Below are 25,760 nucleotides of genomic sequence, written 5' to 3' on the forward strand. Positions count from 1 at the left end.
ATTACGAAAAAATGAATTTTTTTGCATATTTTTATATCTTGAAGTAAGTGGTTCATGATATATTTTTGGCATACTCATGTTAGAGTAAATATTTATAAATCTAGGAGCGAAAAATGACTCAACAAGCATTTGGAAACAACCGGATTTCAAAGGAATATTTATTAGAGCACGGATTCTATTTACGTTCTCAAGAAGGGAATTTGGTTATAGATAAGAATGTCATTGTAGTTTATGACGTGTCAAGCTATGGAAAAGTAGGGTTTAATTCGATAATTGTTCATGTAGAAGCAGGAATTATTGTTACTAAGAAGACTTCTAGACAATTAATGAATGGAGTATGTGAGACTAACGGTTGGGGATTTACTCTGGCTAAATTTCTAGCCAGTTATCTTGGTGTTAAGAGTTTTATACCATTGGTAAATGCTTATTTCACTTTAATGCCAATGCGTGGAGCCATAAAAGGAAACACAGATTGGATAGCACCATTGCTTATTCGTCAAGCAAGAGTAAAGAATGAAAAGTTAAACTTAATAACAACTCAAGGTAATGAATTACAAGTTGATTTTCCCAAAGGCAATTTTGAACAGAGAATGCATGATGTGGCATTATTGAATGAGGCGTCATTTCTTTTTTCAAAAAGAATGTTTGCCTTTGGCGTCTGTGAACTTATCCCACCAAAAGATAAGGGATATTTTGAATCCTTTGAACGATGTAATTGTGAAGATCACCAAAAGATGAGAGCTATGCTTCAGAATCTGTCGAATATGATTGATGAGTTTGAAAAGTATCTGTTGCATAGATTAGAGATTGAAGAAATACAAAAGAATGAAATATTAAAAATATATTTCCAAAATTTATCACGAATTAAGCGACTTAATTAAAAAATAATGCATCCATTTAGATTATCAACTTCTAAATGGATGCTTTTTTCTTTGGTATGGAGGACGACATATTTATCCAAATTTAAATATTTTTTGAGGTCGACAAAATACTTAACCAAATCCCGAAAATATCCTGTTTTTGTTTCGTACTAAATCATCAAACGTTGATATAACAGCATTTCGATTTCATTTTGGCAACTAATAATCTTTATCCAGATTCGTTATATTAATTCCACACAAGGCCTTGTGAGTAAAAATAGGAGAACTCACAAATGAATGAAATGGAATTAGGATTTAAAGATGCACTACAAAATCAACGTCTGATCCACGGTGCTTTGAAAAGAGCCCACATTTATACAACTAGGGTCGACTATGAAGATTATTTCCAAGAAGCTATGATCAATTATGCTCAAACTTATCAACAATACGTGCAGGATAACGGCGATATGACGAAGTTTCATAAATTTGTTTTCCAGAAATTAACGTGGCGTTTGATCGATATGTTACGTCAGGAGAAACGTTATTTTGATTTCCACAGTCTTGAAGAGTTTGATTTCCAAAGGGTTCCTGAGGATTTATCTGAAAATAAGTTGGATTTCGTAGACTTTTCCGAGTTGACGGAGATTGACCATGATATATTGCAAAAACATTTCATTGAGGGGGTACCGTTAGTAATATTGGCGAAACGTTATAACCATACTACGAGAGCTTTAAGATACCGACGTGACAGTCTTTTGAAAAAATTACGACATATGAGCGAACATTGAATTTTACTATCTGATTACAGGTTTATTACTTTTATCAAATTTGTGAAAAAAGTTGTTATAATTTATAACGTTAAGGAAATTAACGGTGGGAAGGAATATTTATTATGGTATCAAAGAAGAAATTTATGACTACTCTTGCGACTTCAGTTGCACTAGCAAGTATCAGTTTTACAACGGTTGGACAGGTAGTTCCACAATTAGGGGCACAAGTTCAAACAGCGCAAGCTGCAACTTCAGCAATCAATGACTTTATTACAAACAACAACATTACTCCAGTTTCAATTACTAACGAAGAAGGTACATTTAGTTACTGGACACCTTATGAAAATGGTGTTGGTAAGCCTGAAGGTGTTGTTATTCATGAAACAGCTACTCCTGGAGCAACCGCTAGAAATGAAGCAACATATTTCAACCGTGAATGGCCAAATATGTACAGTTATGTTCATGCCTTCGTTGACGCTAACGAAATTTTAAACATTAAGAATACTGATTATGCCGTTTGGGGTGCTGGTCCAACAGCCAATGCCAAATTCGTTCAAGTTGAATTGTGTGAAGTAAGTACTACTTATTCATTCGCTAAGTCAGTTGCTAACCAAGCTTATTACACAGCTTACAAGTTAGTTCAATATAACTTGCCATTTACACCAGGCGTTACAGTTATGTCACACAATGATGTATCTAAGAAGTGGGGCGAAACAACTCACACTGATCCTGTTGGCTACTTTGCTAAATGGGGTTACAGCATGGATCAATTCTATGATCTAGTTGGCAAGTATTACAACCAATTGAAGGGTAATACTAATAGTGGTAGTTCTAACAATAACAACAGTAATGTCAACAATGGTGGAACTGCTTCATCAAACGTTATTACTGTAAATAATTCTCAAGGCTCATATGTTCCATTGGTAGCTTTCCAAAGTGATGGTAGTACTAAGAAAATCACTAACCGTGCTCTAGCTAACAACACTCCATGGTACACAGACCAAACTAAGACTTATCAAGGTTTGACTTATCGTCGTGTTGCTACTAACGAATGGGTCGACCAAGGTTACGTTACAAAATAATTTTATAAAAAACTATTCGAAAAGGCGCGCTGAAATGCGGGTCTTTTTTTGATATCATACTTAATAATAGAAGGTGTTTGATGTTGTATAATTGTCGTATGAGAAAGGCTTAATCGATATGGGAAAAAAATTTTATATTGTTTTGAGTGTGATGTTTCTTTTTTGCGTAATTTTAACTGGGTGTCAAAAAAAAGAAACTAGTAAGATCGTTTCGTCCAATAAGACTTGGTATTTGTTCCAAGACCAAGGTGAAAATGACACAGTTTCAATCAAATTTTTAAAAAATCAGCGAGCTGAAATCAAAGATATCACGAATATTGATGGCAAAGTTGGAATCAATCGTTTCAATACGCATTTCAACAATCCACAATACGTTTTAGGGCGTGATGGTAAGACGATGACTTTCAAAACTGCCAAGCAGGATTTGGTTGTAAAACTTGTGAAGACTTATCACGAAAATATTTATGGTAAGCATATGAAGGGCTACTATGTCCAAGTGGGCAATGAGAATTACAAATTTGCTTATATTACCAAGCGTGATAAGGCTAATATCAGTAAATCTACCAAGCACAAATCCCAGTCGATTTCCTATAAACAGATGGCTAACCATATCATCGACGTCAATCAAAACACTAAGTCTTTGAGTGCCGACAATAATTTAATAGGTAATTTTTATTTTTCAACTATTATCGATTATCGCCGGACTGATGGTAATTTGACAATCAACCAAAATGGAACTTATCAGATGACTTTGACCCAACATTCAGCACAAAAATTATCCGATACGACTGATAGTAAAGTAGTTATGACAACGATGGTCGAATCAGGGAATGTTCAGAGTCTTTACGGCAAGATGTATTTGACAGCGAAGAACCTTGTAACGATTGATTATTACTACCATGGTCAAAATCAAAATCGTTTGTTGCCAAAAGAAGTTAATCTAAAAGTTAACTCTAAAGCGACTGGCAATCAGATTGATCGGGCTAAGATTCGCATTGAAAATGATAGTAATCAATTGTATTTGTATTCGAGTGATTTCACCGTCAGAACGCGTGACAATCAAGCTAATACCAAAGCCAATTTGTTAACGAAGTCTGATTCAACGCAAACTAGTTTGGAAGATTCAATTACTCAGACAAAAGATTATTATGATCAATATGTGGCCAATCCAATTTCATCGAATGCTGATTTGATGCAGTTAGCAGCGGCTATCTCAGATAATAATGACAAAAAAATCGGTAATCTCGGGGTCAATTTTGGCGACCAATATGGTACCAATTTACAACCGAGCGATTACCAGGGGATTAGTATCAGTGGCAGTAAGCAGCCCTTGATGCAATATATGTTTTTGGTTTCACCTTCAGCTTATTCAGAAAATGGACCAGCTGTGACAACTACTAAGGGTAAATTTTTGATTTATGGTTCATTAGATAATAAGTTATTCTTGTTAAAACAACCAGACAAGGATTCGACAACTGTTACTTGGACGATGGTTAAAGATTTTCCACTTACCGTGCCTAAATTGAAATTCAGCTTGAATTAAGCTGCGGAGGAAAAATGACTTTTTTAATACTACTTGCTGTAACCATTGTAGAAGCAATGATTATTTACAAAATAAGGTATGTCTACAGTCGCCAGCCGATTTGGGGGATTGGCATTGTGATTGCTGTTATATTTGTATTCTATTTAATTTCTAATATTTCGTTGAACAAATTTTTAGGCGCTTATACATTCGGACTTGCATCTTTAAATTTGTTCTTTTTATTTATTATGCTAGTTTACATGTGGCTAATGCATCAAGATCAGAAAAAGGTTAATATGAAACAAGAAGCCGACTTTTTGTTAGTCATGGGTAATAAGTGCATGACTGAACGGATTCCGCCGATTTTAGCTAGTCGTCTGAATAAAACGATTGAGATTTTTAAGGAATCGACGAATAAACCGCAAATAATTGTCAGTGGGGGCAAAAATCCACATAGTCTCTCGGATAAGACTGAGGCTGAGATGATGAAGGAATACTTGTTGGATGCTGGTATCTCAGAGGATCACATTATTCTAGAAGAAAAAGCTATGAATACGATTCAAAATCTAGAATTTTCTTCTATTGAAATTCATCGTTTTTGGTCCAAAGAGGCTCGCCCAAAGGTTACTATAGTTACAAGCGACTATCATCTTCCTCGAACGAAATTGCAGGCTAAGAGATTAGGCTTTAAAGTTCAGTATGCATCAGCTAAAACGATGAGCATGTTGAAGTGGCCGGCGATGTTTCGTGAATTTACGGCCTTGTTGTGGTACGACCGGTACGTAATTGCAATAGTTGTGGGAATAGATGTGCTGTATTCGTTGAGTTTGTATATTTGAGGTGTGTTATATGAGTTTGTACGATAAGTTTGTTGAAAATAAACGTTTGCGACGATTTATATTGTTAGTTGTCGTTATCGGTTTATTCTATTTATTTAAAAGTATGATGAGTATGTTTTTATTAACTTTCATCTTTACTTTTTTATCAGTTCAATTAGTTAGAACGATTCAAAAAAAAGCTCCTAGAATAAAACCAGTTTGGATAATCGCACCAACTTATTTGATTATTATTGCTTTGTTGGTGTTTGTGATTGCTAATTATGTGCCACAGTTGGTTAGTCAAACGGTCAAAATGTTTACTTCGTTGCAGTCATTTTATGAGAGTGAGGATGTTCGTTCGAACCCTTATTTGAATATTATTTATAATTATTTGCAACAGATCAATTTGGATAATCAAATCAAAGTCGCTGTTACTTCAGTTGTTAACTATATTAGTAGTGTTGGGGCGGTTGGCTTTAATATTGTAATATCGTTCTTACTCAGTTTCTTCTACACGAGTCAAGTTGAACAAATGAATGCTTTTGGTCGACAATTTTTAGACAGTAAATACGGTTGGGTCTTTGCAGATCTAAAGTATTATGGTCAAAAATTCGTTAATACTTTTGGAGTTGTTCTAGAAGCTCAATTGATGATTGCAGTCGTAAATACTGCTTTGACGACGATTACCTTGTTATTCATGAAGATGCCAGGAATTATTGCTTTAGCAGCCATGGTCTTTCTTTTGTCATTGATTCCCGTGGCTGGAGTGATTATTTCGTTAGTTCCACTAAGTTTCGTGGCTTATTCGGTCGGAGGTATTCGTTACGTTATTTACATCGTTATCATGATTATTGTTATTCATTTGATAGAAACGTACTTCTTGAATCCACAATTTATGTCCAGCATGACGCACTTACCAATTTTCTTTACCTTTATCGTCTTGATTGTTTCCGAGGAATTACTTGGTACTTGGGGGTTGATTGTTGGAATCCCAATTTTTGTCTTCTTCCTCGATATCTTGGGTGTGCACTCAATCGGTGGTCCCAAAAAGCGCAGAATAAAGTTAAAGAAAACGTTATAATTAAGATTAAGCTAGTTTTGTCATATATAATGGAGATAAATGTAGTCAACTGACGTAGATGGGAGATTAAATTATGTCATTTTTCGATAGAAAAAAGAAAGAAAACGATGATAATTATTCTGATCTAAACAATTCTTCATATCAAAATCCCCAACCGGATCAAAATAATTTTGATCAAGCACAAAATCAATATAATGATGCTCAGATGAACAATGGTACCCAATTTGGTGGCAATGATTTTAACCAACCAAGCCAAGCGGCACAGCCTGGTAGCAACGATTATTTCTTTGGTCAAAATCAACCACAAATGCAACAACAACCACAGATGGACTCTAACCGAAATCCACAACCGGGGATGGATAGCGGTGAAGAGTGGCAATACACTGAACAAAATTTGCAAAATACTTTGGATCAAAGTGCTGATTTGAAGTCACAATTGCGTAGTCAACTATTGACTGATCGTAGTTATTGCAACCATATTTTGAGAAATGTCGGCAGTGATCAAGTAGACGAGAGAAAGCAAGCTACTGATAGAATCGACCAAATCAATGCTTCTTTGAAGGAATGGTTTGGAACAGATGAAATGGCTAATGAGATTTACTTAGACGCCAATAGTGACTATTATATTTTCACTGATGATTTAGCTGCCAATCCTGATAGTGACACAACTAATATGTGGCAACAATTGACTATGACCATGGCTGACAAAGGTTTAATCGCTAATGCAATTTCAGTCACTTACAACGACCAAATTGATGAAGCTTGGATGAATTATCAAAATGCTGGTTTTGTTGATGGCAATGCTTATCTATTGAATATGTACAATGACTTGCAGGGACGTAATATGAATACACCTGTAACGCCGGCTGAAATTCCGTTCGATGCTGATTACCGTGTTCAACATGTTAGTGATAAAGTCGATAAAATTTTGGATGCTGATGATAAGTTGGTCATGGAAGTTTCTAGAAATGCCAACCACCAATTACAAATTATTCGTCACTACAAAAACGGCACGCAATTGTTGAGTCGGGATATTTTCGATGTCAATGGAGTAATCTCAGCTACCCAATTTTATGACCACAGAAATACCAATAAAGTCGTTCGTGAGAACTTTTATCGTCAAAATGGAACATTGGTCTTGATTAAGAGTTATACAGCTGAGGAACCTTATATTCAGCTATTCAGTGAAGGCAATGTCTTGATCAGTACCTTTGATAATGATGAAGATTTGATTTTCTGGTGGTTGAAGAACCAAGCCTTGAAACAAAATGCTTCAACGATTTTTGTTTCAATCAATTCTGAATATTATAAGAAATTATTGGAACTCAGAGATTACGGATTTGAAGTAATTCCAATCGTGATGAAACAGAGTGAAAATGCTCAAGAAGTGTCTGATTTGATTGAAGGTAGGGACAAGATCAACGCTGTCTTAGCTGGTTCTGATCAAGTTAATACTTATTTGAACAAGAATTCGAAGAATAAGTTGGATATCACTACCTTAAAAGAATTAGATACACCTATTTATAAAGAATAATCAAACCAAAAATCCTCATTGGAATGTATTGAAACATTCTAGTGAGGATTTTATTTTGCAATTTAGTCAAACTTAATAAAGAAACTTTTTTTTATTGCCAAATTCGTGTAAAATGTACTTTGTTAAAGAAATGAAAAGAGGATCATATAAATGGCAAAATTAGTTTTCATTCGTCACGGACAAAGTGAATGGAATTTATCAAACCAATTTACTGGTTGGGTTGATGTTGACCTTAGTGAAGAAGGTGTAAAGCAAGCTCAAAATGCTGGTAAACTTCTTAAGGAATCTGGCATCCAATTTGACCAAGCTTACACATCAGTATTGACACGTGCTATCAAGACATTGCACTATGCTCTTGAAGGCTGTGACCAACTATGGATTCCTGAAACAAAGACATGGAGACTTAACGAACGTCACTATGGCGCACTTCAAGGTCTTAACAAGAAAGAAACAGCTGAAAAATACGGTGATGAACAAGTTCACATCTGGAGACGTTCATACGATACATTACCTCCACTATTGAAGTCTACTGATGAAGGTTCAGCAGCTAACGATCGTCGTTATGCAAACCTTGACCCAAGAATTATTCCTGGTGGCGAAAACCTTAAAGTTACTTTGGAACGTGTAATTCCATTCTGGGAAGATGAAATTGCTCCTAAGCTATTAGACGGCAAGAACGTAATCATCGCTGCCCATGGTAACTCACTACGTGCTTTGACTAAGTACATCGAAAACATCTCTGATGCTGACATCATGGACGTTGAAATGACTACTGGTGAACCAGTTGTTTATGACTTGGATGACAAGTTGAACGTTGTTAACAAGACAAAGCTTAACTAATTTTTGAATTAGTTTGAAATTAAGACTGCACATTGTGTGCGGTCTTTTTTTTATGACCGTGAGAAGTGATCCTTAGAATTTTCGTATTTTATTTATAAGCATCGTAATTGAATTATAAGTATTGATGTGTATAATAATTTATGAAGGGAAAATTTCCTATGACTATGAAACCCAAAGAAATGGTAAGACTTTTAAAACAGAATGGATTTATCGAAAAGTCGCAACAAGGTTCACATTTAAAAATGTATAATCCTTTTACTAAAGTTACCATTATTATTCCCATACATGTTAGAGAGATGAAAAAGGGTCTCGAAATTGCTATCTTGAAGAAAGCAGGTCTTAAATAATGTCAATTATAGGAGGTTACGAAATGCCAGCAAAGAAAAATATTTTAGTTTATCCAGTAATTTTGCATCCGGAAGATCAAGGTTATAGTGTAGAAATACCTGATATTGACAATGGTACTTGGACTCAAGGCGATAATATAAAAGATGCCTTATTAATGGCTCAAGATGCAATTGGAATTATGCTTGATGATAAAACAGAATACCCTGAACCTACTGACTTGGAAGACATTAAAATTAAGGCTAATGATATTAAGACAGTCGTTTATATTGATATGGAAGAGTATCGTCGCAATAATCCTAAGACAGTTCGCAAGAATGTAACTGTACCAGAGTATTTGGTAGTTTTAGGTAAGAAGAAGAACATCAACTTTTCTGCTGTTTTGACCGAAGCTTTGAAAAATAAATTGGAAATGTAAAAATACGATTTTTAATATCAATTGATTGAAAAATGAAAGCAATAGTTATTCGTCATAAATGCGCAATCTACAATAAAAAAAGCTCCATTAGAATATCGATCCCCAAAGGGTACGAGTATTCTAATGGAGCTTTTTGAGTTAATACAGACTGATACAATAAGACCGAGTAGGAGATTCACCAACTTCCAATCTGACCAATTCGGCGTTTAATTCTTCCAAGCGCGGTGTGAACAAGTTGAATAGCCACATCGTAACGTTTTCGGTCGTTGGATTAACGTATTGGAAAGCGGGGAGTTTGTTTAAGAATTTTCCTTCGAAAGTATCGCAAACTTCTTTGATCTTTTTTCGATATCATTAAAAACAATCATTTGGTCATTTTTACTGTGAATTTCGCAAACAATCTCCCACGTGTGGTTGTGTTGCTGACCTTCACCGTTTTCCCAGCGCATGGCGTGACTGGCGTTGACGTAATACTTGATTTTGTAAGTGTGGTATTGATATCTCATCATGATTAGTAGTTTTTTTCTCCTTCATTCGAAAGTCATTTTTCACAATATTAGTTACTTTATTCCATTCTTCTTTGAAAGGTACTGAGTTCCAACCGGATTTGGTGGTCATACTATTGATAACTCCAATCAAACGGATGCCGGCACAGATGAAATTATAAAATGGCAAAGTAAGAGTGACCCACCATTGTTTCCGATAAAAGGTTTGATCGTTAGGAAAGTCTTCCAAGAGTTGAAGCACACAAATATAGTTTAATACTTCTACAAAAATATATAGTAGGTAAATAATGAAATATGACATCCCCATCATAATCGGTGAGTAGCGGAAAAATAGCAATACGACACTGGCACAAAGCCAAATCATTCGAGGAAATAGGAAGGTGTGGTCGATCAATAGTCGTCTGACCATGAAATTTTTAAAGAATTCTTTTACCTCCAAATTATTAGCATATTCCTGAATGACTTCGACTTCACCACGTTGCCAACGTTGTCTCTGCGTGTAAAGTTCGGATAAATCTTTGATAGGTTCGATGTAGAAGAACGCATTAGCACAGAGTCCAACTTTTCGCTTCATCCGTTGTCTAATTTGGAAAGTCATATCGGTGTCTTCACCAATTGTGTTGATATCATACAAGAAACTTTTCATCACAGCTTCCTTACGAAAAGCCGAAAAAGCCCCAGACATCGTGAATAGTTGGTTTTTATGAGACTCCATTACTCGACCGGAAAGAAAGGCTTGGGCGTATTCGAAGTATTCGTTATAACGCAGTAACGAACCATTTTTCTTTAGCATTAAACGACTGGGTAAAATACTACCAGTTAAAGCAGAGACTTCATAATCATTTTCAAAACGTAAAACCATATTCATCAAGGCATTTTTTTCAAGTACGCCATCACTATCAATGTTGATAATATAAGTTCCGATGGCTCCATATAACGCCGCATTTAGAGCTTGAGCTTTACCCGGAGCGGTGTGGATCAAACGTAAATTCATGTCAGAAAAAGTATTTTGAGCGTGGGCAAAAACTTGAAAACTGTTGTCAGTACTGTTGTTGTCAGCCAAAATAACTTGAATCAATTTAGTTGGATAAGTTGAATCGTGAATCGATTGAATACAGGCAAACAAAGTATCTTCAGAGTTGTGAACGGGGACTAAAACGGAGATTATTGGCATTTTTGCAGGCATAATCATCTTTTTAGGATGGCGGTTGCTGATCATAATGCGCACACTGGAAATAATGGAAGGGATGATTTCAACTAGAATCGGAATCAAGGCCCAAGTCAACCAGAATCCCATTTTAAACAAGGTTAGGTCTAACCAATAACTCATTTTTATCCCTCCTTGCTAAAACGTTTTTTTATTCCTGTAACGAGTTTCCGGAAATTTTGATAAAGACTGTGAGAAATTTGCGAGTAAGTGAAGACATTGTAGTACAAAGCAATGACTAAGATGTAGAAGACCATTCTTCCAATAATGGAGTGTCCGATAAAGAAGGCACCACCGCCAGCAAAGTGAACGATGACGATAATTAAGGCTAATCGAAGCACGTTTGCTAAATAAATCCAGAGAATGCCAAAAATTCCGAAAAAGGTCTTTTCATAACGATTGAAGATAGGAAAGAAAACGACGATACTGATGTAAGCCATCGTTTCAATAATCCCAGAACACTCGTAATCAATCGTCATCGTCAGTGGTTGAGTGGGATTGTTGATACTGATCAGACCATAACGATTCATGACTTCACTCATATTAGTCAGATTTCCGAACCATTTGACACCATTGATAACTGAGTGAGTAAAAAACCAGACCCAATAAGGATCACTGAAGCCGATTAGAATAAAAAAGAGCCCGCCAGTTCCGATAAGAAAGAAGAATGCTGGAACGTGAGCTCTTTTTAAAACGGAAAGTAGGTATATCCAAACAACGATACCAATTACTAAATAAATACTCATGCTGATCTCCGTTTCTTAAAATTAAATCCTGAGTATTTCAAAACAGCAGCTATAGCGATAACGAATCCGGTACTTGCTAGAACTACTGGTCCGGTACTACCACCGGTTACGTGAAGCTTACCTGACCAAAGACTATTATTTTCTAGGCTGATATTTTGTCCCGAAGTGTTAGAAATTCCTTTGAGGTCTTTGAATGGAATTTTAGCTTCAAAAACATAGCCAGTACCTTTTACAGTTTTACCATCGCCCATTTTTTGATTGATATATTGGTTAGCAACGTAAACACAATCATTAACAGTTTCGTATAATCCGGTAGAATTATCGTAAATTCCCAAAGCAACAGCTTTTTTGTCACCAACATCTAATTTAACGGTTTGATTGCCATTAAAATCAATACTAAATGTTTTTCCACCAACATTTAGAGTATATCCAGATGGTTGGAAGTTAGTATAACCACCAGATAAAACAGGGTGCATCATGACGTATAGATAAATGTTATCATTATCAGTCAACATAGAAGCATACTTGATATTATCATTATCCCAAGGGAACTTCATTGGCTGTTTAGTTTTGTCGGCCCAGTCGTCAAAGTTTCCATCGATAGTAATCCCCAAATCACCACTTTCATTATTATTGGGTGTTAAATTATCAGATGCAGCTTGGGCAACTGTTCCAAAACTAGCAAAAAAACATAAGGCACTCATTAAAATAATGATGAATCTTTTCATAACTGGTCCTCCTTTTTATAGAATATAAATATTTTAATTCTCACCTTCATTATAGTTCCTTTTTAGGATTAGAAACCAGTAAATAATGACAGTTTTTATAATTGTTTTATTTAATTTTTTGTTCAAAAAATAGTTCAAATATGACATTAAAAGTTATATTTGACACAGTATAATCGTTATTTGTTCAAATGACGATATAAAAACATGATTTTTGATGAAGAAGACTAATTTAGTTGCATTAAAGCAGAGAAAGAAAGTGCAAAAACAATTATAATGAGTGGCATAGATCAAAGTGCTCAAATGGGGGATAAACTTTGAAGAGAAAAATGCATTTAGTATTCATCTTTGTAATTTCCTTATTACTCGTAGGATGCGCTAAAGAAGAAATTGATGTAAAAATTCCAGCTGACAAGAGCAATTTTATTCAAAGGACTGACTATGGCAATTATTCTATTGAAACGAATAAATTAAGAGATTTTATCGAAAAGAAAATGTTAACTAAGTCAGGTCTTTACACTAATTCCAAGCAGCAATCGTTTAAGGAGAATAATGCGCGCGGTCATGAATTATTGTCGGAATCATCTGGTATGTGGTTGGAATATTTAGTTTATAACCGAAGGTACAAAGAATTTAGACAATTTTATGCTGCAACGAAAAAGACATTTGATTTAAAGACACAATTTAGTTATCGCTATATCCCTAGTAAGCATAAGAAATTTCCGGTTAATGCTACTTTGGATGATTTGAGAATAATCAAGGCTTTACAAATGTACAGCGAAAAAACTGGCAATAAAAAATATCAAAAGGAAGCTGCTACTCGTTTTGCCATGTTAAAGAAAAATACTATGAGTAGAGGGAAAATCGCTAGTTTCTATGATACCGACACTAAGAAGCAGAGTAGTGAGAGTGCTTTAGCGTATTATGATTTTCCGGTTTTGAAGTATTTTGAGAATAATAAGCAAAATCGTAAAATGTATCGTCAACAATTAGCTGTTGTACAAAATGGCTATTTGGGTGATGCTTTTCCGTTGTACGCATCAAATTACAATTGGCAAAGTAAGACATATAGCAATGATGATCTGAATACTTCGGAAGTCATGGAAACTTTCTTGCATTTATCACAGGTTGGCAAACTCAAAAAAGTTTCATTGAATTGGTTAAAACGACAAATCAAAAATAATACTTTGTACAACATATATTCAATTAATGGCAGCATTGTCAGTCGTTCCCATTCGGCCGGTAGTTATGCAGTTGCAGCGATGGTTTTTGCCAATGAACATGATGAAAAGATGTACAAAAGAGCGATGAAATTAGTTTGGAAGTATCAAGTATTAGATAAGGATTCGGATATCTATGGCGGTATTGGGATCGAACGTCAAAATGAAGCTTATTCATATAATAATTTAACTACATTATTAGCAGCAAATTATTAGTAGGGGGTGCAGAAGAGTATGAAGAATTTCTTTGAAAGTGTCTTTAATAAATTTTCTAAATGGATTTCTCCTGCTTTACTAGCTACTATTTTAGCTGCTTTGATCAGTGGTTTTATTTTGTTTGTACCACCAATTCATGGGTTAGCTGATAATGGAGATTTCTATCGGTCGATTCTAAGTAACGGTATTTACCGCTTGCCGACGAGTTATAGCCAGTATAGTGATTATGTGATTCCTAAATTTGGCATAATGCAGTATTTCAATGAAAACAATATTTCTGTTTTATCATCACAGACTATCTTCATTCAATTAGCATTATTTTTAAATAAATTATTTTATAGCAAGACTATTTTTACGATTCAATTCATGGGTTTAATTTATTACTTATTCTACTTGGGTGGTATTTATCTGTTAACGAATGCTTTTGTACATCCCTTTAGAAAAATCAGAAATTATTTTTTATCTCTACTAATAGTATTTATATTTGCTGATTCAGCATATACCTTGTACTTTAATTCGTTTTTCGCTGAGCCGGGGATGTTTGTTTTAATGCTTTATATTTGCGCCTCGATTATTTCTTTGGCTCGAAATGTTTATGCTAAAAGATGGCCTATGATTACGGTATTTTTCGTTTCAACTGTCCTGTTGATCACTAATAAACAACAGAATGCGCCATTAGCTTTGAGTTTCAGTGTAGTTGCATTAGGTGTCATGTTTTTGCCACATTTTAAAGCTAAGAGATTAGCTACGGCTTTGGGAATAGTGATTGTTTTAATGGCAGGGATTGGTATTTATAAGTCAATCGGTTCAGAAATTGTTGGTGCCAATACGTTCCAGACCTTTTCACATGGAACGTTACTAGAAACTGGAGATCCTACCAAGAAAATTGAACGAGGTGGGGTCGATGGTCAGTTCGCTTTGATGAGAAATGAAAACTATTATTCTAAAGATTATGCAACATTAGATCCAAGTAGTCCTTATGTTAAAAAGCATTTAATGGAAAAAACGGGTTTTGCTTGGATTATCAAATATTACGCGACTAATTTAAAACAATTCAACAATTTATTAGATTTGGCGGCTAAAGACATTACAGCAGTTCAACCTCGGGCTGTTGGAGATTTTGTCCGTAATTCGGGCCATAAACCAAGGGAACAAGTTAAATATTTCACTCTGTATAGCTCTTTGGTTGGAGCTTTTTTTCCAGGAAAATATGCATTTGACTGCTTATTAGCAGTTGGTTTCATAGCTGTTTATAGTGTAGGGCTGTATTTGGACTTTAAGTCAGATCGCTACATGGGAATATTGAGATTCTTTTTGATTTTGGGATTAATGACGATAGTGGTTTTTGTTCCAATTGTATCCATCGTCGGTGATGGGGATGCAGATTTGGCAAAACATTTATTTTTGATTCCAATCAGCTTGAATATGGCGCTGTTAATCTTTGTATCAGATTTGATAAATCACACTTTGTGGAATACAAAAGGGGATAAGGCTGATGTTTAAAAAGAAGTTTAGTTTTGTTTTTTTGATAGTCATAGCCCTTTTGTCAATTATCATATTTCCTCAAAGAGTAGATGCTGCAACTAATGATAATCGAGTACTGTTAGTTTATGATTCTCAAAACGATGTTAAAAACGATAAAGTCAATATCAGTGCCTTGCAACGGAGTTTAACTAGTATGAATTTGCGAGTGAAAACTTTACAGCAGCAAAAATACCAGAAGGGTACGTTAAATGATAAAAAATATATGGGTGTAATTACAATGATTAATTGGCGTCAAGTAGGTCTGATTAATCAAGATTATTTAAAAGACAGGGATGAATTTTCGGGTATTAAATTGCATATCGGAGAAAATCTGACTCAAACAGAAATTAATCAGTTAGGTGTCCAAGTTCAGAAGATTTATCAACAGCAATTGATTTTATCAGACAAAAAAGATCGAGAAACCTTGCCATTTAAAGAAAGCATTACGGTTATTACAAAAACTGGTGATTCATCACAACAGATTGGAGTATTATCTAGTCAGCAACAAAATCAAAAAAAATATCCCTTTGGCTATATCAACGGAAAACAGGGATATCTGCCATTTTTCTCTAATCAAGGTTTGAGTTTAATGATTCAAACAAAGATGATTGCCCAATTATTCAATCGTAGTGGACAGTACCGACCATTATTAACTATTACTAACGTTTCTCCATATACTAATTTAGCTACATTAGATAAGTTGAGCTTGTTTTGTTACAAGAAAGAAATACCATTTGCCATCAGTATGACTTCCGTCAGTGAAAATACGGAAATGAAGGCATTTGATAGATTTACATCCGTATTGAGAAATGTTGAAAATCGGGGTGGAATCATATTTTTACAAACGCCTACTGTCAGTTCGGGAATAGATACACAGGGGCAGATTATTAATAAGAATTTTTTAACTTATATTGTTAGTTTGGCCAGAAAGCAGGTCTTTCCCGTTGGCATTAGTTCGGAAGGATTTTGGAATCAAGACAAAATTTTACGCCAAAATTCATTAGATTTTGCTGATCATTGGTTATTATTACCGAATGGTAAAAAAGTGACCTATGTTAGTGAAGACGATGATGCCCATATTGCCAAGCAAACGTTCTTTGGGATGTCCGCTTCGTCATTGAATAATGTCAAAAAGAATGGTGATACTTTGTTCAATGTTCCAACAGCTTTGACTGTGTCTATGCCTTATAGTCAAAAACAACTGGAACATGTTGAAAGTGAAATTGAGGAGTTAAATTTAAATTGGTATAATCCAATTGATGACGGATTTAAGTCGGAACTAAATACAGAAACAACATCATTACAGTACAATCATGGACAATATATAGTTAATGGAAAAATAGAAGATATTCATTCCGCTAATTCAGATTTAGATAAACAATTTTCAGATGGAAAGCCAACGTCTCTTTTTAGTAACTTTTTCAGGGTTGAAGGTAATATTTTGGCTATTTTTTTCGTTGTAATTATGATTGTGCTATTAATTTTTATTTATATTGGACAAAAAATATATTGGAATCGATTTAGAAGATAACAACAATGGGGGTGTTGGATATCACGATATTAGATTTCTTTTTAATGATTGCTGTAATTTCTATCTGGGGAACTTTAGTAGTAAATCTTATCTTAACAGTTGCTGGATATACATGGTATTTGAGACACGTTTCTAAATCTGATCCGCAGCTTCCAAAGAATCCACCATTTGTATCTATCTTAGTTCCAGCTCACAATGAGGGGATAGTTATCGTCAAAACAGTTTTATCATTGCTAAGTTTTGATTATCCAGAAGATAGGTATGAAATTATTGTAATTAATGATAATTCAAGTGATAATTCAGCTGAATTATTAAACGGATTACAAGAGCAGTTTGGCTACCATCGTCTGAAGGTAATTAATACTGATAAAACCAATGGTGGTAAAGGAAAATCCAATGCTTTAAATATTGGATTAGAGAGTGCTAAAGGTAGTTTGATTTCAATTTATGATGCTGACAATACTCCTGAACATGGTGCTTTGAGGATTTTGGTGGCCGAACTTCTCAGCAATGATAAACTTGCCGCTGTTATCGGTAAGTTTAGAACTAGAAATAAAAATGCTACACTTTTGACGCGTTTTATTAATATTGAAACGTTGTCTTTTCAATGGATGGCACAAGCCGGGAGACAACAATTATTCCATTTATGCACGATACCAGGGACTAACTATGTTATTAGAAGATCAGTCTTGGAAAAAGTTGGTAAATGGGACGTAAAAGCTTTAGCTGAAGACACGGAAATAAGTTTTCGGGTTTATCAAATGGGCTACCAAATCAAGTTTCAACCTCGAGCAGTTACTTGGGAACAAGAGCCCCAAACGTTAGATGTTTGGTTTCATCAACGTACGCGCTGGGTCAAAGGAAATATTTATGTCATCATTAAGAATGCTAAGCTGTTATTTCAAAAGAAGGGTCGACCAATCAGATTTGACTTACTTTATTTTTTAACGATTTATTTTCTGTTGATGACATCATTAGTTTTATCTGATTCAGTCTTTGTTTTATCGGTAGCAGGAATAGTTCATTCAGATTTACAAGGATTTAGTAATTATTTATGGCTCTTTGCAGTTTTGATGTTTGTAATCAGTACTTTCGTGACAATAACCACAGAACGTGGTGAACTGACCTTTAGCAATCTATTGTTAATTATCTTTATGTATTTAGTTTATAGTCAAATGTGGCTGGCAGTTGCTGCATACGGAATGGTGGGGTATATTCGTGAACAAGTATTTCATAAGCAAGCAAAATGGTATAAAACGAAACGTTATAAATAGTTTAGTAAGTATTGGATTAATATTCTTGTTATTATTGGTGTCATCTGAGCCAATCAATGTAAAAGCCGCAGATAATCAGACTTATACACAGCAATTTCAAAATAGTACGACTAGTCTTTCGGGAAAGTCCGTGGAAGCAAATATGTATTTTACTGAAATGGATTATTGGGATGTTAAAAAACTTACTTTCAATTTTAACTATCAAATTTCCCAATTAGCTAATATTCAGACATCGGATATAACAGTGTCTTTGAATGGAGTGAAATTTTATTCATTTCGTCCAGGTGATAAAACAGGTTTCCAAACGGAAAAAATCAATGTCCCACTGGATCTATTAAGTGGCAGCAATAAATTGACTATAAGCGGTCAAATATTAAATAAAGCAGACAAAAATAATTATAAATTACAACAGACACCGGCAAATTGGTTAACTATCGGAAATGGTTCTAATGTTAATTTCGAATATCAGCTCAAAGAAGCTGAGAATACGGTAAGGTCATTTTATGCGCATTTTTCTGGTCAAGATACAATAGCTTATCAAAGATCAAAAGTTATAACGGCTAATAATCCTACCACTACCGAATTGACCGCTAGTATGATTGCTTTATCAGGTGAATCTAGAATCATTACAACTGAAAATGACCAAATTCCGGTTCTTCAAGCTAAGAATACAAAGGCTAATGAGAACAACTATATGATGGTGATTGCCCAATATGATAATTTACCAAAGGATTTAAAAAAGCAGATTGATCCTAACAGTTTGAAAAAACAAGCCTTGATAAAGACCTACTATACGGACCATAAGTATTACTTGATTGTGACGGCAAAATCCGGGTCTCTATTAAAAAAAGCGGCTCGTTTTGTTGCAAACGAAGAATTAATGAAGGAAACTGATAAGTCTTCAGAATACGTTGGGAACTCAACGGATACTTATACGTCTTCTTTGCAAGATAACAATGGTAGGCATTTTTTAACTACTGAGTCAGATCAAATTCAAGGCGCTGGACATAGAGAAACTAGTTATTTAGTTCAAATACCAAATGATGAATCTAACGCTGATGGTTCTCAAATTAAATTGCATTTTAATTATAGTAATAATTTGAATTTTAATCGTTCTTTAGTAACAGTATATGTAAACAATACAATTATTGGCAGTAAAAAATTGACTAAAGCTAATGTTAACAATGATACATTGACTTTAAAGTTTCCAAAGGGATTATCATTAGGTAACAGTTTTACCGTTCGAGTGGCTTTTGATTTGGAAATGAAAGATCAAGATACATCTGATAATGCTGATACGCCTTGGGCTTCAGTAAATTCTGATTCAAAAGTTTTGGTGAAATCGGAACGAAGTAATGATTTATTATTTACTAATTATCCAACGATGTTTATTTCAGATGAAACTTATAACGATATTGCGGTGATAACTCCTAAGAAATTAGATGAAAATGACTTCAAATCTTTGACAAATATTTTCAATTTGATTGGTAATTTTGCCAAAAGTAATACGGGAACTATTAAGTTTTATGACAAGATTCCAAGCAAGAGTGTTTTAAAGAATAGTAATGTGATTGTCTTAGGTACTCCAAATAATAATCCAATGATTAAAGAGTTGAATCCAAATTTATACTTTAAGTATTCAAATAACTTTGATCGAATTGTTTCTAATGAGAAATTAAGCATCGAAAAGGATTACGGAAAGCAAATTGGAACGGCTCAATTGATACGTTCACCATACAATGACAGAAGAGGAATGTTGGTAGTAACCGGAGTTAATAGCTTTGATACGTACGTAGCCACCTCACAAATTAATTTTCAGAAGAATGTTCAACAATTTTCAGGTGACGCAATTGTCGTAGATATGAATAATGCGCATTATAGTTATCGCTTTAAGAAGAACAAGGCGATAGATAAATCCTTAGAAACTAAAAGAACCTTCAGTAAAAATTCGCAATTGATCCTTTATTTGGGATTAGCACTTATCGTCATTTTGTTGATTGGCATGGCAGTCATTTTGACGTTAAGGAAGCAAGCACGATTGAATGGAGGCAACAAAGATGGAAAGCAATAATGATGAAAAGAAATCTTTATTACAAGATGTAGGATTATTGATTTTCGTTTCGCTTTTTAGTATAACCGCGGTATTAATGTCCCTTTCAGGTAATCTATTGTTAAATGTCATTTATCTATTTTGTACGATTCTTTTATTGATGATTACATATTTTTTTGGTGTTTTACCAAGTTTGATATCTAATATTATCTTTATTGGAATTCAGGCTATCATTATGACTTATCAATATGTGGTGCAAGTCAAAAGGATTCCTTGGCAATTGAGTTTTTGGATGATAGTACCAATACTTTTATCTTTAGCTCTATATACTATGACTAAAAATCAAATTGCTCTACAAAAATCTAACGGAGAATTGAGAACAGCTTTGATTGAACGTGGCGCATTTGATGAACAGACGAATTTGCGGACGACGGTAGCGTATATTGAAGATATTGCTGTATTTGCTGAAACTAACCGGAGATTTGATATTCCGGTAACTACGGCGATTATCAAAATTCGTTATTTCAATGATTTAAAACGTATGATGAGCCCTAATCAAATGAAATTACTTTTGAAATTGACCACTAATGCAATCAAAGAAAAAACTAGAACTAATGATATTACTTATTTATTAAATAATGACGATCCTACTTGGGCAATCCTTTTGTATACTGATTCTAAAGGCGCAGAAATTGCCACTAGTCGTATTAAAGATGGCTTTGAGAAAAAAGTTAAATCAAACGATTCTCTCTCAACCATGGCGATTTCTATGGTAGTCGGGATTGCTTCATGGGATTCAGAATCGATGAAGACGCCATATGATTTGATGAATGCTGGTATTCATGAAACTCAATATGACGTATAGCTATTCATTTGTATTGCAAACAATGCATGTGTCATAATAGATACCGAGAGGGGGTATATTTTATGGCAATGAAACCCCAAAAAATCGTTAAGATATTACGACAACATGGTTTTGTTAAGAAGTCGCAGAATGGATCACACTTGAAGATGTATAATCCAGAGACGAATGTGACTTTGCCGGTCCCAATCCATCATGATAAGGAATTGGAACATGGTATTGAAAGTAAAATATTGAAACAAGCGGGTATCAAAGTTACTGATATCTAAAAAAGACTATGTAATAAGCAGTTAGTTAATAACAAATTGTTTATTACATGGTCTTTATTTTTTGTATAATAGACTAATCTTGATTTAGGAGTTAAAAATGAAGAAACTTAATCTTTTATTTGTCTACGAGTTAGCAATCTTGGGAGTATTATACTTTGCTTTAGTGACATTTCAAATTATGCCCAAGGATATCAACGGTTGGTTGCTTTTACTAGGGTTGATAGTTTTGTATGCAATTGACTGGGCTTATTTTCGTTTTGTGAAATCTAACATGTAGCTAGCAGCTTCCTCAAGCGTCTTAAAATTTTGTTGCTTTCTAACTTCTTCTAGTTTAGCTTGAGCTTTGGAACTCAGTTTAGAAACATCAAATTCTTCTTTACTCAAAAAATATACCTTCTTTTTATAATCTAATTGTCTATTATCCACAATCTACTATGGAAAAGAAAGCAAAAGGCATAAACAAAATCATTGTTTCCGCTTCCAGATTACGACATAATGTATAAAAGAGGGTGAAATAAATGGCACCAATTTATAAGTTTAAAGAAACAGAAATGAATGGTTTTACAATTGATTTTAATGATTATCAAGGTAAAGTTCTTTTAATAGTCAATACCGCCAGTAAATGTGGCCTAGCACCTCAACTAAAGGGTATCGAGGAACTTTATCAAAAGTATCACGACCAAGGTTTTGAAGTTTTAGGTTTGCCAAGTAATCAATTTCATCAAGAATTAGATGACGACAAGGCTACGAGCGATTATTGTCAGATGCATTATGGTGTGACTTTTCCGATGACTAAGAAAATTATGGTCAATGGTAGTGATGAGGATCCACTGTTCACTTATTTGAAAAATGAATCTGGACATGGTCGCATCAAATGGAACTTTACTAAGTTTTTGATTGATAAAAATGGTCAGTTAATTGAGAGATATGCACCAGTAACCAAACCAGAAAAAATGGAAGAAGCAATCATTTCAGCTTTGCAGTAAATTAATTGTTTTAGAAATTATTCCATGTTATACTTTGCTTGCCCATAAAGGTAGGCACATAAAAACACCAAAACCCGAAACGAGTGCGATCGTTCCGGGTTTTTTAGTGGGCTAAAATTGCCTTTTTCTTTTACTTGTGGTGTCTATTAAAACAGAAAAAGTTTCCCACTTAATTGTGAGAAACTTTTTTTATTCGGCAACACCGTCGAGATGAAATAAGGATGCCGTGTTTTTAAAAATATGTTTAGCAGTGTCAGCTTTGTTCATCGTATATAAGTGAACACCGGAGACGTCATTTGTTACTAAGTCAACAATCTGATCAACTGCATAAGCGATGCCAGCTTCTTTTAAAGAAACGGGATTATCTTTGTATTTGTCCAAAATATTGATAAATTTCTTAGGTAATCTGGCAGCACAGTTTTCGATGACATGGAGGGCCTGTTTACGATTAACGATGGGCATGATTCCCGCCAAGATAGGGACGTTGATATCGGCAATGGCACATTCTTCTTGAAAACGATAGAACTGTTCGTTGTCATAAAATAATTGAGTGATTAATTGATCACATCCGGAGTCGACTTTGTTCTTGAGATGTTTGATATCATCGATTCTATTTTTGGAATCAGGATGAACTTCAGGGTAGCAAGCTCCAGAAACTGTGAAATCAGGTTTTTCTTGTTTGATGAACTGAGTTAAATCGCTAGCATATTTGAAGTCTTTTTCAGGAACGTAACCTTCGACAATATCGCCACGCAAAGCTAAAACTTGGTGGATGTTCATTTTTTCTAGACGGTTCAAGATTGATCTAACCTCTGTTTTAGTGACATAGGCAGCAGGCATGTGGACCATTGTGTGGCAATGTAAATTGTCTTTGACATATTTGGCGAGATTGATAGTTGTTTCTTCGTAATTTAATTTGTGATTGCTAGCAGTAACACTGATAAAACTAGGATTCAGTCCCTTTAATTGATCCAAAGTGTCGGTCAAATTGTCCACACCAACTTGAGAATTAGGAGGGAAGACTTCAAATGATAAAGTAGGATTAGTTTCTGTCATTTATCAACAACTCCTCTCTAACTTCCTTAGCAGCAGTTGTGAGATTTTCAACACTGGCTTTGGCCTCTTTAATACCACGAGTTTTTAGTCCACAGTCGGGATTGATCCAAACCTTTTCTTGGGGGACCTTTTGTAAAATTTTGTGGATAGTAGTTTTGATTTCTTCAACTGATGGAATACGTGGTGAGTGGATATCGTAAACCCCAGGTCCGACTTGAAGTTGAAAGTTTTCTTTTTGGAGTGCATCGAGGATTTCCAAATTGGAACGGGAAGCCTCAAATGAAATGACATCAGCATCCATATTTTGAATGGCTGGAATAATATCAGTAAATTCGGAATAGCACATGTGAGTGTGAATTTGTGTCGTTGGTTGAACCTTGCTGTGAACTAGTCGGAAAGCGGGAATAGCCCAATCGAGATATTCAGAATACCAGTCGGTTTTACGAAGTGGTAATTTTTCTCTTAAAGCAGCTTCGTCGATTTGGATAATCTTGATGCCATTTTTCTCGAGATCTAGTACCTCATCCTGGATAGCCAAAGCAATTTGGATAGTTGATTCTTTGACAGAAATATCTTCACGAGGGAAAGACCAGTTCAAAATTGTAACAGGTCCAGTCAACATACCTTTAACGATTTTGTCAGTCTGACTTTGGGCAAATTTAGACCACTTAACAGTGATAGGTTTATTTCTAGCCACGTCACCCCAAATAATTGGTGGTTTAACGCCACGAGTTCCGTATGATTGTACCCAACCATTTTTACTAAATAAGTAGCCATCGAGGTTTTGACCGAAGTATTCCACCATGTCGTTACGTTCAAATTCACCATGAACTAGGACATCGATGCCGATTTCTTCTTGCCAGTCTAGCCATTCTTTGATGTGATTAGCGATGAATTCGTCATATTCTGCTTGAGAAATTTCTTTATGTCTGAACTGGGCACGGATTTTTTTGACAGCTTTAGTTTGAGGAAAAGATCCGATGGTTGTCGTTGGTAAAAGTGGAAGTTGGAATTCTTGTTTTTGGATGGCAGCTCTTTCTTGAAGGTTAGGATGTCTGACGAATGAATCAGCGGTCAAACTATCAACACGTTTTTTAACTGATTCGTTAGGTTGAACACGTTGTTGATCAAACAATTGTTGATTTTTGGCAATTAAATCGGTGTTGCCATCGAGGATTGCTTGCAAGTCAGCTAACTCAGATAATTTTTCTTTAGCAAAAGCGAAATGTTGCTTAATTTCTGGATCAAAAGTTTCATTTTCAATTGTGAAGGGTACGTGGAGTAGTGAACAAGAAGTTGAAATAACCAGGTTTTTAACAGGTAAACTGTTGATCAAATCGATAGTCTTTTGATAGTGATTGCGCCAGATATTTTTACCGTTAACAACTCCAGCAAAAAGAATTTTGTCATCTGGAAAGCCACTTTGAACTAGTTGAGCCGTTTTTCGTCCTTCGTGAAAGTCTAAGCCGATACCTTCAATATTTAAGTTGATCAAATCTTGATAAACATCACGCACATCACCAAAGTAGGTTTGGACTAAGATTTTGAGGTTAGCTTTATTTTGCAAGAGCTTTTGATAAATATTCTCGAACAAAGTCTTCTTATCACCTGTGACATCTTTGACTAATTCTGGTTCATCTAATTGAATCCATTGAGCACCTTGATTGGATAATTTTTCAAAGACTTCTTGATAAGCAGTGACTAATTGATCGACAAAATCTGTAGGTGTCGCGTCATGAAATTCGCTCAAACTCAAAAGTGTGAAGGGACCGACGATGACAGGACGTGTTTGAATACCTGCATCTTTAGCTTCTTGATATTCGTTGAAGATTTTATTGTCATTTAATTTGATGTTGGTCGTTTTGGTGAATTGTGGTACTAAATAGTGGTAGTTAGTGTTGTACCATTTCTTCATGGGAAGAGCCTTTAAGTCACCTTTTTCTCCTTGATAACCGCGAGCCAATGCGAAGTAACAATCGAGGTTTGATAAGTCCAGTTTTTTGGCAGCGTCTGGGATGATATTAAATAGGTAGGCAGTGTCTAAAGTTGTATCGAAAAATGAAAAATCATTACTAGGAATGTCATCAATACCGGCTTGTTTGATCAATTGCCAATGCTTAAGACGTAATCCTTTGGCAAAATCTAACAATTCTGTTTCAGAAATTTCATTGCGCCAGTATTTTTCAGTGTTGAATTTTAGTTCACGGTTTTCACCAATGCGTGGAAAACCAATAATTGATGTTGTCATAAATAAGTCCCCTTTGTGGTAGTTATTGACTATTAATCTACCATCGAAAGAGGATATTGAATAACTGATA

General features: G+C 34.8%; 24 protein-coding genes and 1 pseudogene. 18 read left to right on the top strand and 7 right to left on the bottom strand.

Annotated elements, in window-relative coordinates; genetic code table 11:
- The first annotated feature begins 113 nt into the window (after positions 1 to 113).
- The 10 genes from G6534_RS00740 to G6534_RS00785 all read left to right on the top strand — a co-directional run bounded on the left by G6534_RS00740 (position 114) and on the right by G6534_RS00785 (position 9,270).
- Positions 114 to 881, top strand: a complete 768-nt coding sequence (locus tag G6534_RS00740) for a hypothetical protein (protein ID WP_182083003.1) — start codon at positions 114 to 116, stop codon at positions 879 to 881.
- Between the two features lie 272 nt (positions 882 to 1,153).
- On the top strand, positions 1,154 to 1,648 hold the full coding sequence (locus tag G6534_RS00745; protein ID WP_182083004.1) for a sigma-70 family RNA polymerase sigma factor: 495 nt from the start codon (positions 1,154 to 1,156) through the stop codon (positions 1,646 to 1,648).
- Positions 1,649 to 1,752: 104 nt separating this feature from the next.
- Complete coding sequence (locus G6534_RS00750; protein WP_182083005.1) at positions 1,753 to 2,712, top strand: peptidoglycan recognition protein family protein; 960 nt, start codon at positions 1,753 to 1,755, stop codon at positions 2,710 to 2,712.
- Between the two features lie 118 nt (positions 2,713 to 2,830).
- Positions 2,831 to 4,255 (top strand): hypothetical protein, encoded by a 1,425-nt coding sequence (locus G6534_RS00755; protein WP_182083006.1) that lies wholly within the window; start codon positions 2,831 to 2,833, stop codon positions 4,253 to 4,255.
- A gap of 14 nt (positions 4,256 to 4,269) precedes the next feature.
- On the top strand, positions 4,270 to 5,073 hold the full coding sequence (locus G6534_RS00760; protein WP_182083007.1) for a YdcF family protein: 804 nt from the start codon (positions 4,270 to 4,272) through the stop codon (positions 5,071 to 5,073).
- Positions 5,074 to 5,083: 10 nt separating this feature from the next.
- Complete coding sequence (locus G6534_RS00765) at positions 5,084 to 6,133, top strand: AI-2E family transporter (RefSeq protein ID WP_182083008.1); 1,050 nt, start codon at positions 5,084 to 5,086, stop codon at positions 6,131 to 6,133.
- Between the two features lie 73 nt (positions 6,134 to 6,206).
- Entirely contained in the window at positions 6,207 to 7,667 is a 1,461-nt protein-coding gene (locus G6534_RS00770; protein WP_182083009.1) for a hypothetical protein, read from the top strand.
- A 150-nt stretch (positions 7,668 to 7,817) separates the two neighbouring features.
- Positions 7,818 to 8,507, top strand: coding sequence for a 2,3-diphosphoglycerate-dependent phosphoglycerate mutase (locus G6534_RS00775; RefSeq protein ID WP_059074891.1), 690 nt, complete (start codon positions 7,818 to 7,820; stop codon positions 8,505 to 8,507).
- 158 nt (positions 8,508 to 8,665) lie between these two features.
- Positions 8,666 to 8,854 carry a type II toxin-antitoxin system HicA family toxin gene (locus G6534_RS00780; RefSeq protein ID WP_182083010.1) on the top strand — a complete coding sequence of 63 codons (189 nt, stop codon included), beginning with the start codon at positions 8,666 to 8,668 and terminating at the stop codon, positions 8,852 to 8,854.
- Between the two features lie 23 nt (positions 8,855 to 8,877).
- Complete coding sequence (locus tag G6534_RS00785) at positions 8,878 to 9,270, top strand: type II toxin-antitoxin system HicB family antitoxin (protein ID WP_182083011.1); 393 nt, start codon at positions 8,878 to 8,880, stop codon at positions 9,268 to 9,270.
- Positions 9,271 to 9,408: 138 nt separating this feature from the next.
- On the opposite strand, the pseudogene G6534_RS00790 reads toward G6534_RS00785, so the two are convergent.
- The 4 genes and pseudogenes from G6534_RS00790 to G6534_RS00805 all read right to left on the bottom strand — a co-directional run bounded on the left by G6534_RS00790 (position 9,409) and on the right by G6534_RS00805 (position 12,457).
- Positions 9,409 to 9,776, bottom strand: a pseudogene (locus tag G6534_RS00790) (6-carboxytetrahydropterin synthase).
- Positions 9,700 to 11,106, bottom strand: a complete 1,407-nt coding sequence (locus G6534_RS00795) for a TIGR03111 family XrtG-associated glycosyltransferase (protein WP_182083012.1) — start codon at positions 11,104 to 11,106, stop codon at positions 9,700 to 9,702. Before G6534_RS00795 ends, G6534_RS00790 begins: the two are co-directional and overlap by 77 nt.
- 2 nt (positions 11,107 to 11,108) lie before the next feature.
- Positions 11,109 to 11,729: an exosortase family protein XrtG gene (gene xrtG / locus G6534_RS00800; protein WP_182083013.1), complete on the bottom strand. Its 621-nt coding sequence runs from the start codon at positions 11,727 to 11,729 to the stop codon at positions 11,109 to 11,111.
- Positions 11,726 to 12,457 carry a Firmicu-CTERM sorting domain-containing protein gene (locus G6534_RS00805; protein ID WP_182083014.1) on the bottom strand — a complete coding sequence of 244 codons (732 nt, stop codon included), beginning with the start codon at positions 12,455 to 12,457 and terminating at the stop codon, positions 11,726 to 11,728. Before G6534_RS00805 ends, xrtG begins: the two co-directional genes overlap by 4 nt.
- 314 nt (positions 12,458 to 12,771) lie before the next feature.
- Between G6534_RS00805 and G6534_RS00810 the strand changes: the two genes are divergently transcribed.
- The 7 genes from G6534_RS00810 to G6534_RS00840 all read left to right on the top strand — a co-directional run bounded on the left by G6534_RS00810 (position 12,772) and on the right by G6534_RS00840 (position 21,400).
- Complete coding sequence (locus G6534_RS00810; protein WP_182083015.1) at positions 12,772 to 13,890, top strand: glycoside hydrolase family protein; 1,119 nt, start codon at positions 12,772 to 12,774, stop codon at positions 13,888 to 13,890.
- Between the two features lie 18 nt (positions 13,891 to 13,908).
- Positions 13,909 to 15,393: a glycan biosynthesis hexose transferase WsfD gene (gene wsfD / locus G6534_RS00815; protein WP_182083016.1), complete on the top strand. Its 1,485-nt coding sequence runs from the start codon at positions 13,909 to 13,911 to the stop codon at positions 15,391 to 15,393.
- Positions 15,386 to 16,945, top strand: a complete 1,560-nt coding sequence (locus G6534_RS00820; protein WP_182083017.1) for a hypothetical protein — start codon at positions 15,386 to 15,388, stop codon at positions 16,943 to 16,945. The genes wsfD and G6534_RS00820 overlap by 8 nt, the downstream gene beginning before the upstream one ends.
- Positions 16,946 to 16,989: 44 nt before the next feature.
- Positions 16,990 to 18,219 (top strand): glycosyltransferase family 2 protein, encoded by a 1,230-nt coding sequence (locus tag G6534_RS00825; RefSeq protein WP_182083255.1) that lies wholly within the window; start codon positions 16,990 to 16,992, stop codon positions 18,217 to 18,219.
- Entirely contained in the window at positions 18,164 to 20,290 is a 2,127-nt protein-coding gene (locus G6534_RS00830; protein WP_420826952.1) for a cellulose biosynthesis cyclic di-GMP-binding regulatory protein BcsB, read from the top strand. Before G6534_RS00825 ends, G6534_RS00830 begins: the two co-directional genes overlap by 56 nt.
- Positions 20,277 to 21,134 (top strand): GGDEF domain-containing protein, encoded by an 858-nt coding sequence (locus G6534_RS00835; RefSeq protein WP_182083018.1) that lies wholly within the window; start codon positions 20,277 to 20,279, stop codon positions 21,132 to 21,134. The genes G6534_RS00830 and G6534_RS00835 overlap by 14 nt, the downstream gene beginning before the upstream one ends.
- Before the next feature lie 62 nt (positions 21,135 to 21,196).
- Entirely contained in the window at positions 21,197 to 21,400 is a 204-nt protein-coding gene (locus G6534_RS00840; protein ID WP_010020946.1) for a type II toxin-antitoxin system HicA family toxin, read from the top strand.
- A 246-nt stretch (positions 21,401 to 21,646) separates the two neighbouring features.
- On the opposite strand, the gene G6534_RS00845 is transcribed toward G6534_RS00840, so the two are convergent.
- A complete protein-coding gene (locus G6534_RS00845; protein WP_161936667.1) occupies positions 21,647 to 21,784 on the bottom strand; it encodes a hypothetical protein in 138 nt (45 codons plus the stop codon).
- Between the two features lie 134 nt (positions 21,785 to 21,918).
- Between G6534_RS00845 and G6534_RS00850 the strand changes: the two genes are divergently transcribed.
- Positions 21,919 to 22,386 (top strand): glutathione peroxidase, encoded by a 468-nt coding sequence (locus tag G6534_RS00850; RefSeq protein WP_059074899.1) that lies wholly within the window; start codon positions 21,919 to 21,921, stop codon positions 22,384 to 22,386.
- 189 nt (positions 22,387 to 22,575) lie between these two features.
- Here G6534_RS00850 and metF read toward each other — a convergent pair whose 3' ends face one another.
- Complete coding sequence (metF, locus tag G6534_RS00855; protein WP_182083019.1) at positions 22,576 to 23,442, bottom strand: methylenetetrahydrofolate reductase [NAD(P)H]; 867 nt, start codon at positions 23,440 to 23,442, stop codon at positions 22,576 to 22,578.
- The gene (gene metE / locus G6534_RS00860) at positions 23,429 to 25,690 is read right to left on the bottom strand and encodes a 5-methyltetrahydropteroyltriglutamate--homocysteine S-methyltransferase (RefSeq protein ID WP_182083020.1); all 2,262 of its coding nucleotides are present in this window, start codon (positions 25,688 to 25,690) and stop codon (positions 23,429 to 23,431) included. The genes metF and metE overlap by 14 nt, the downstream gene beginning before the upstream one ends.
- Positions 25,691 to 25,760 lie beyond the last annotated feature (70 nt).

It is taken from the genome of Companilactobacillus pabuli (assembly GCF_014058425.1).
GTDB classification, from domain to species: Bacteria; Bacillota; Bacilli; order Lactobacillales; family Lactobacillaceae; genus Companilactobacillus; species Companilactobacillus pabuli.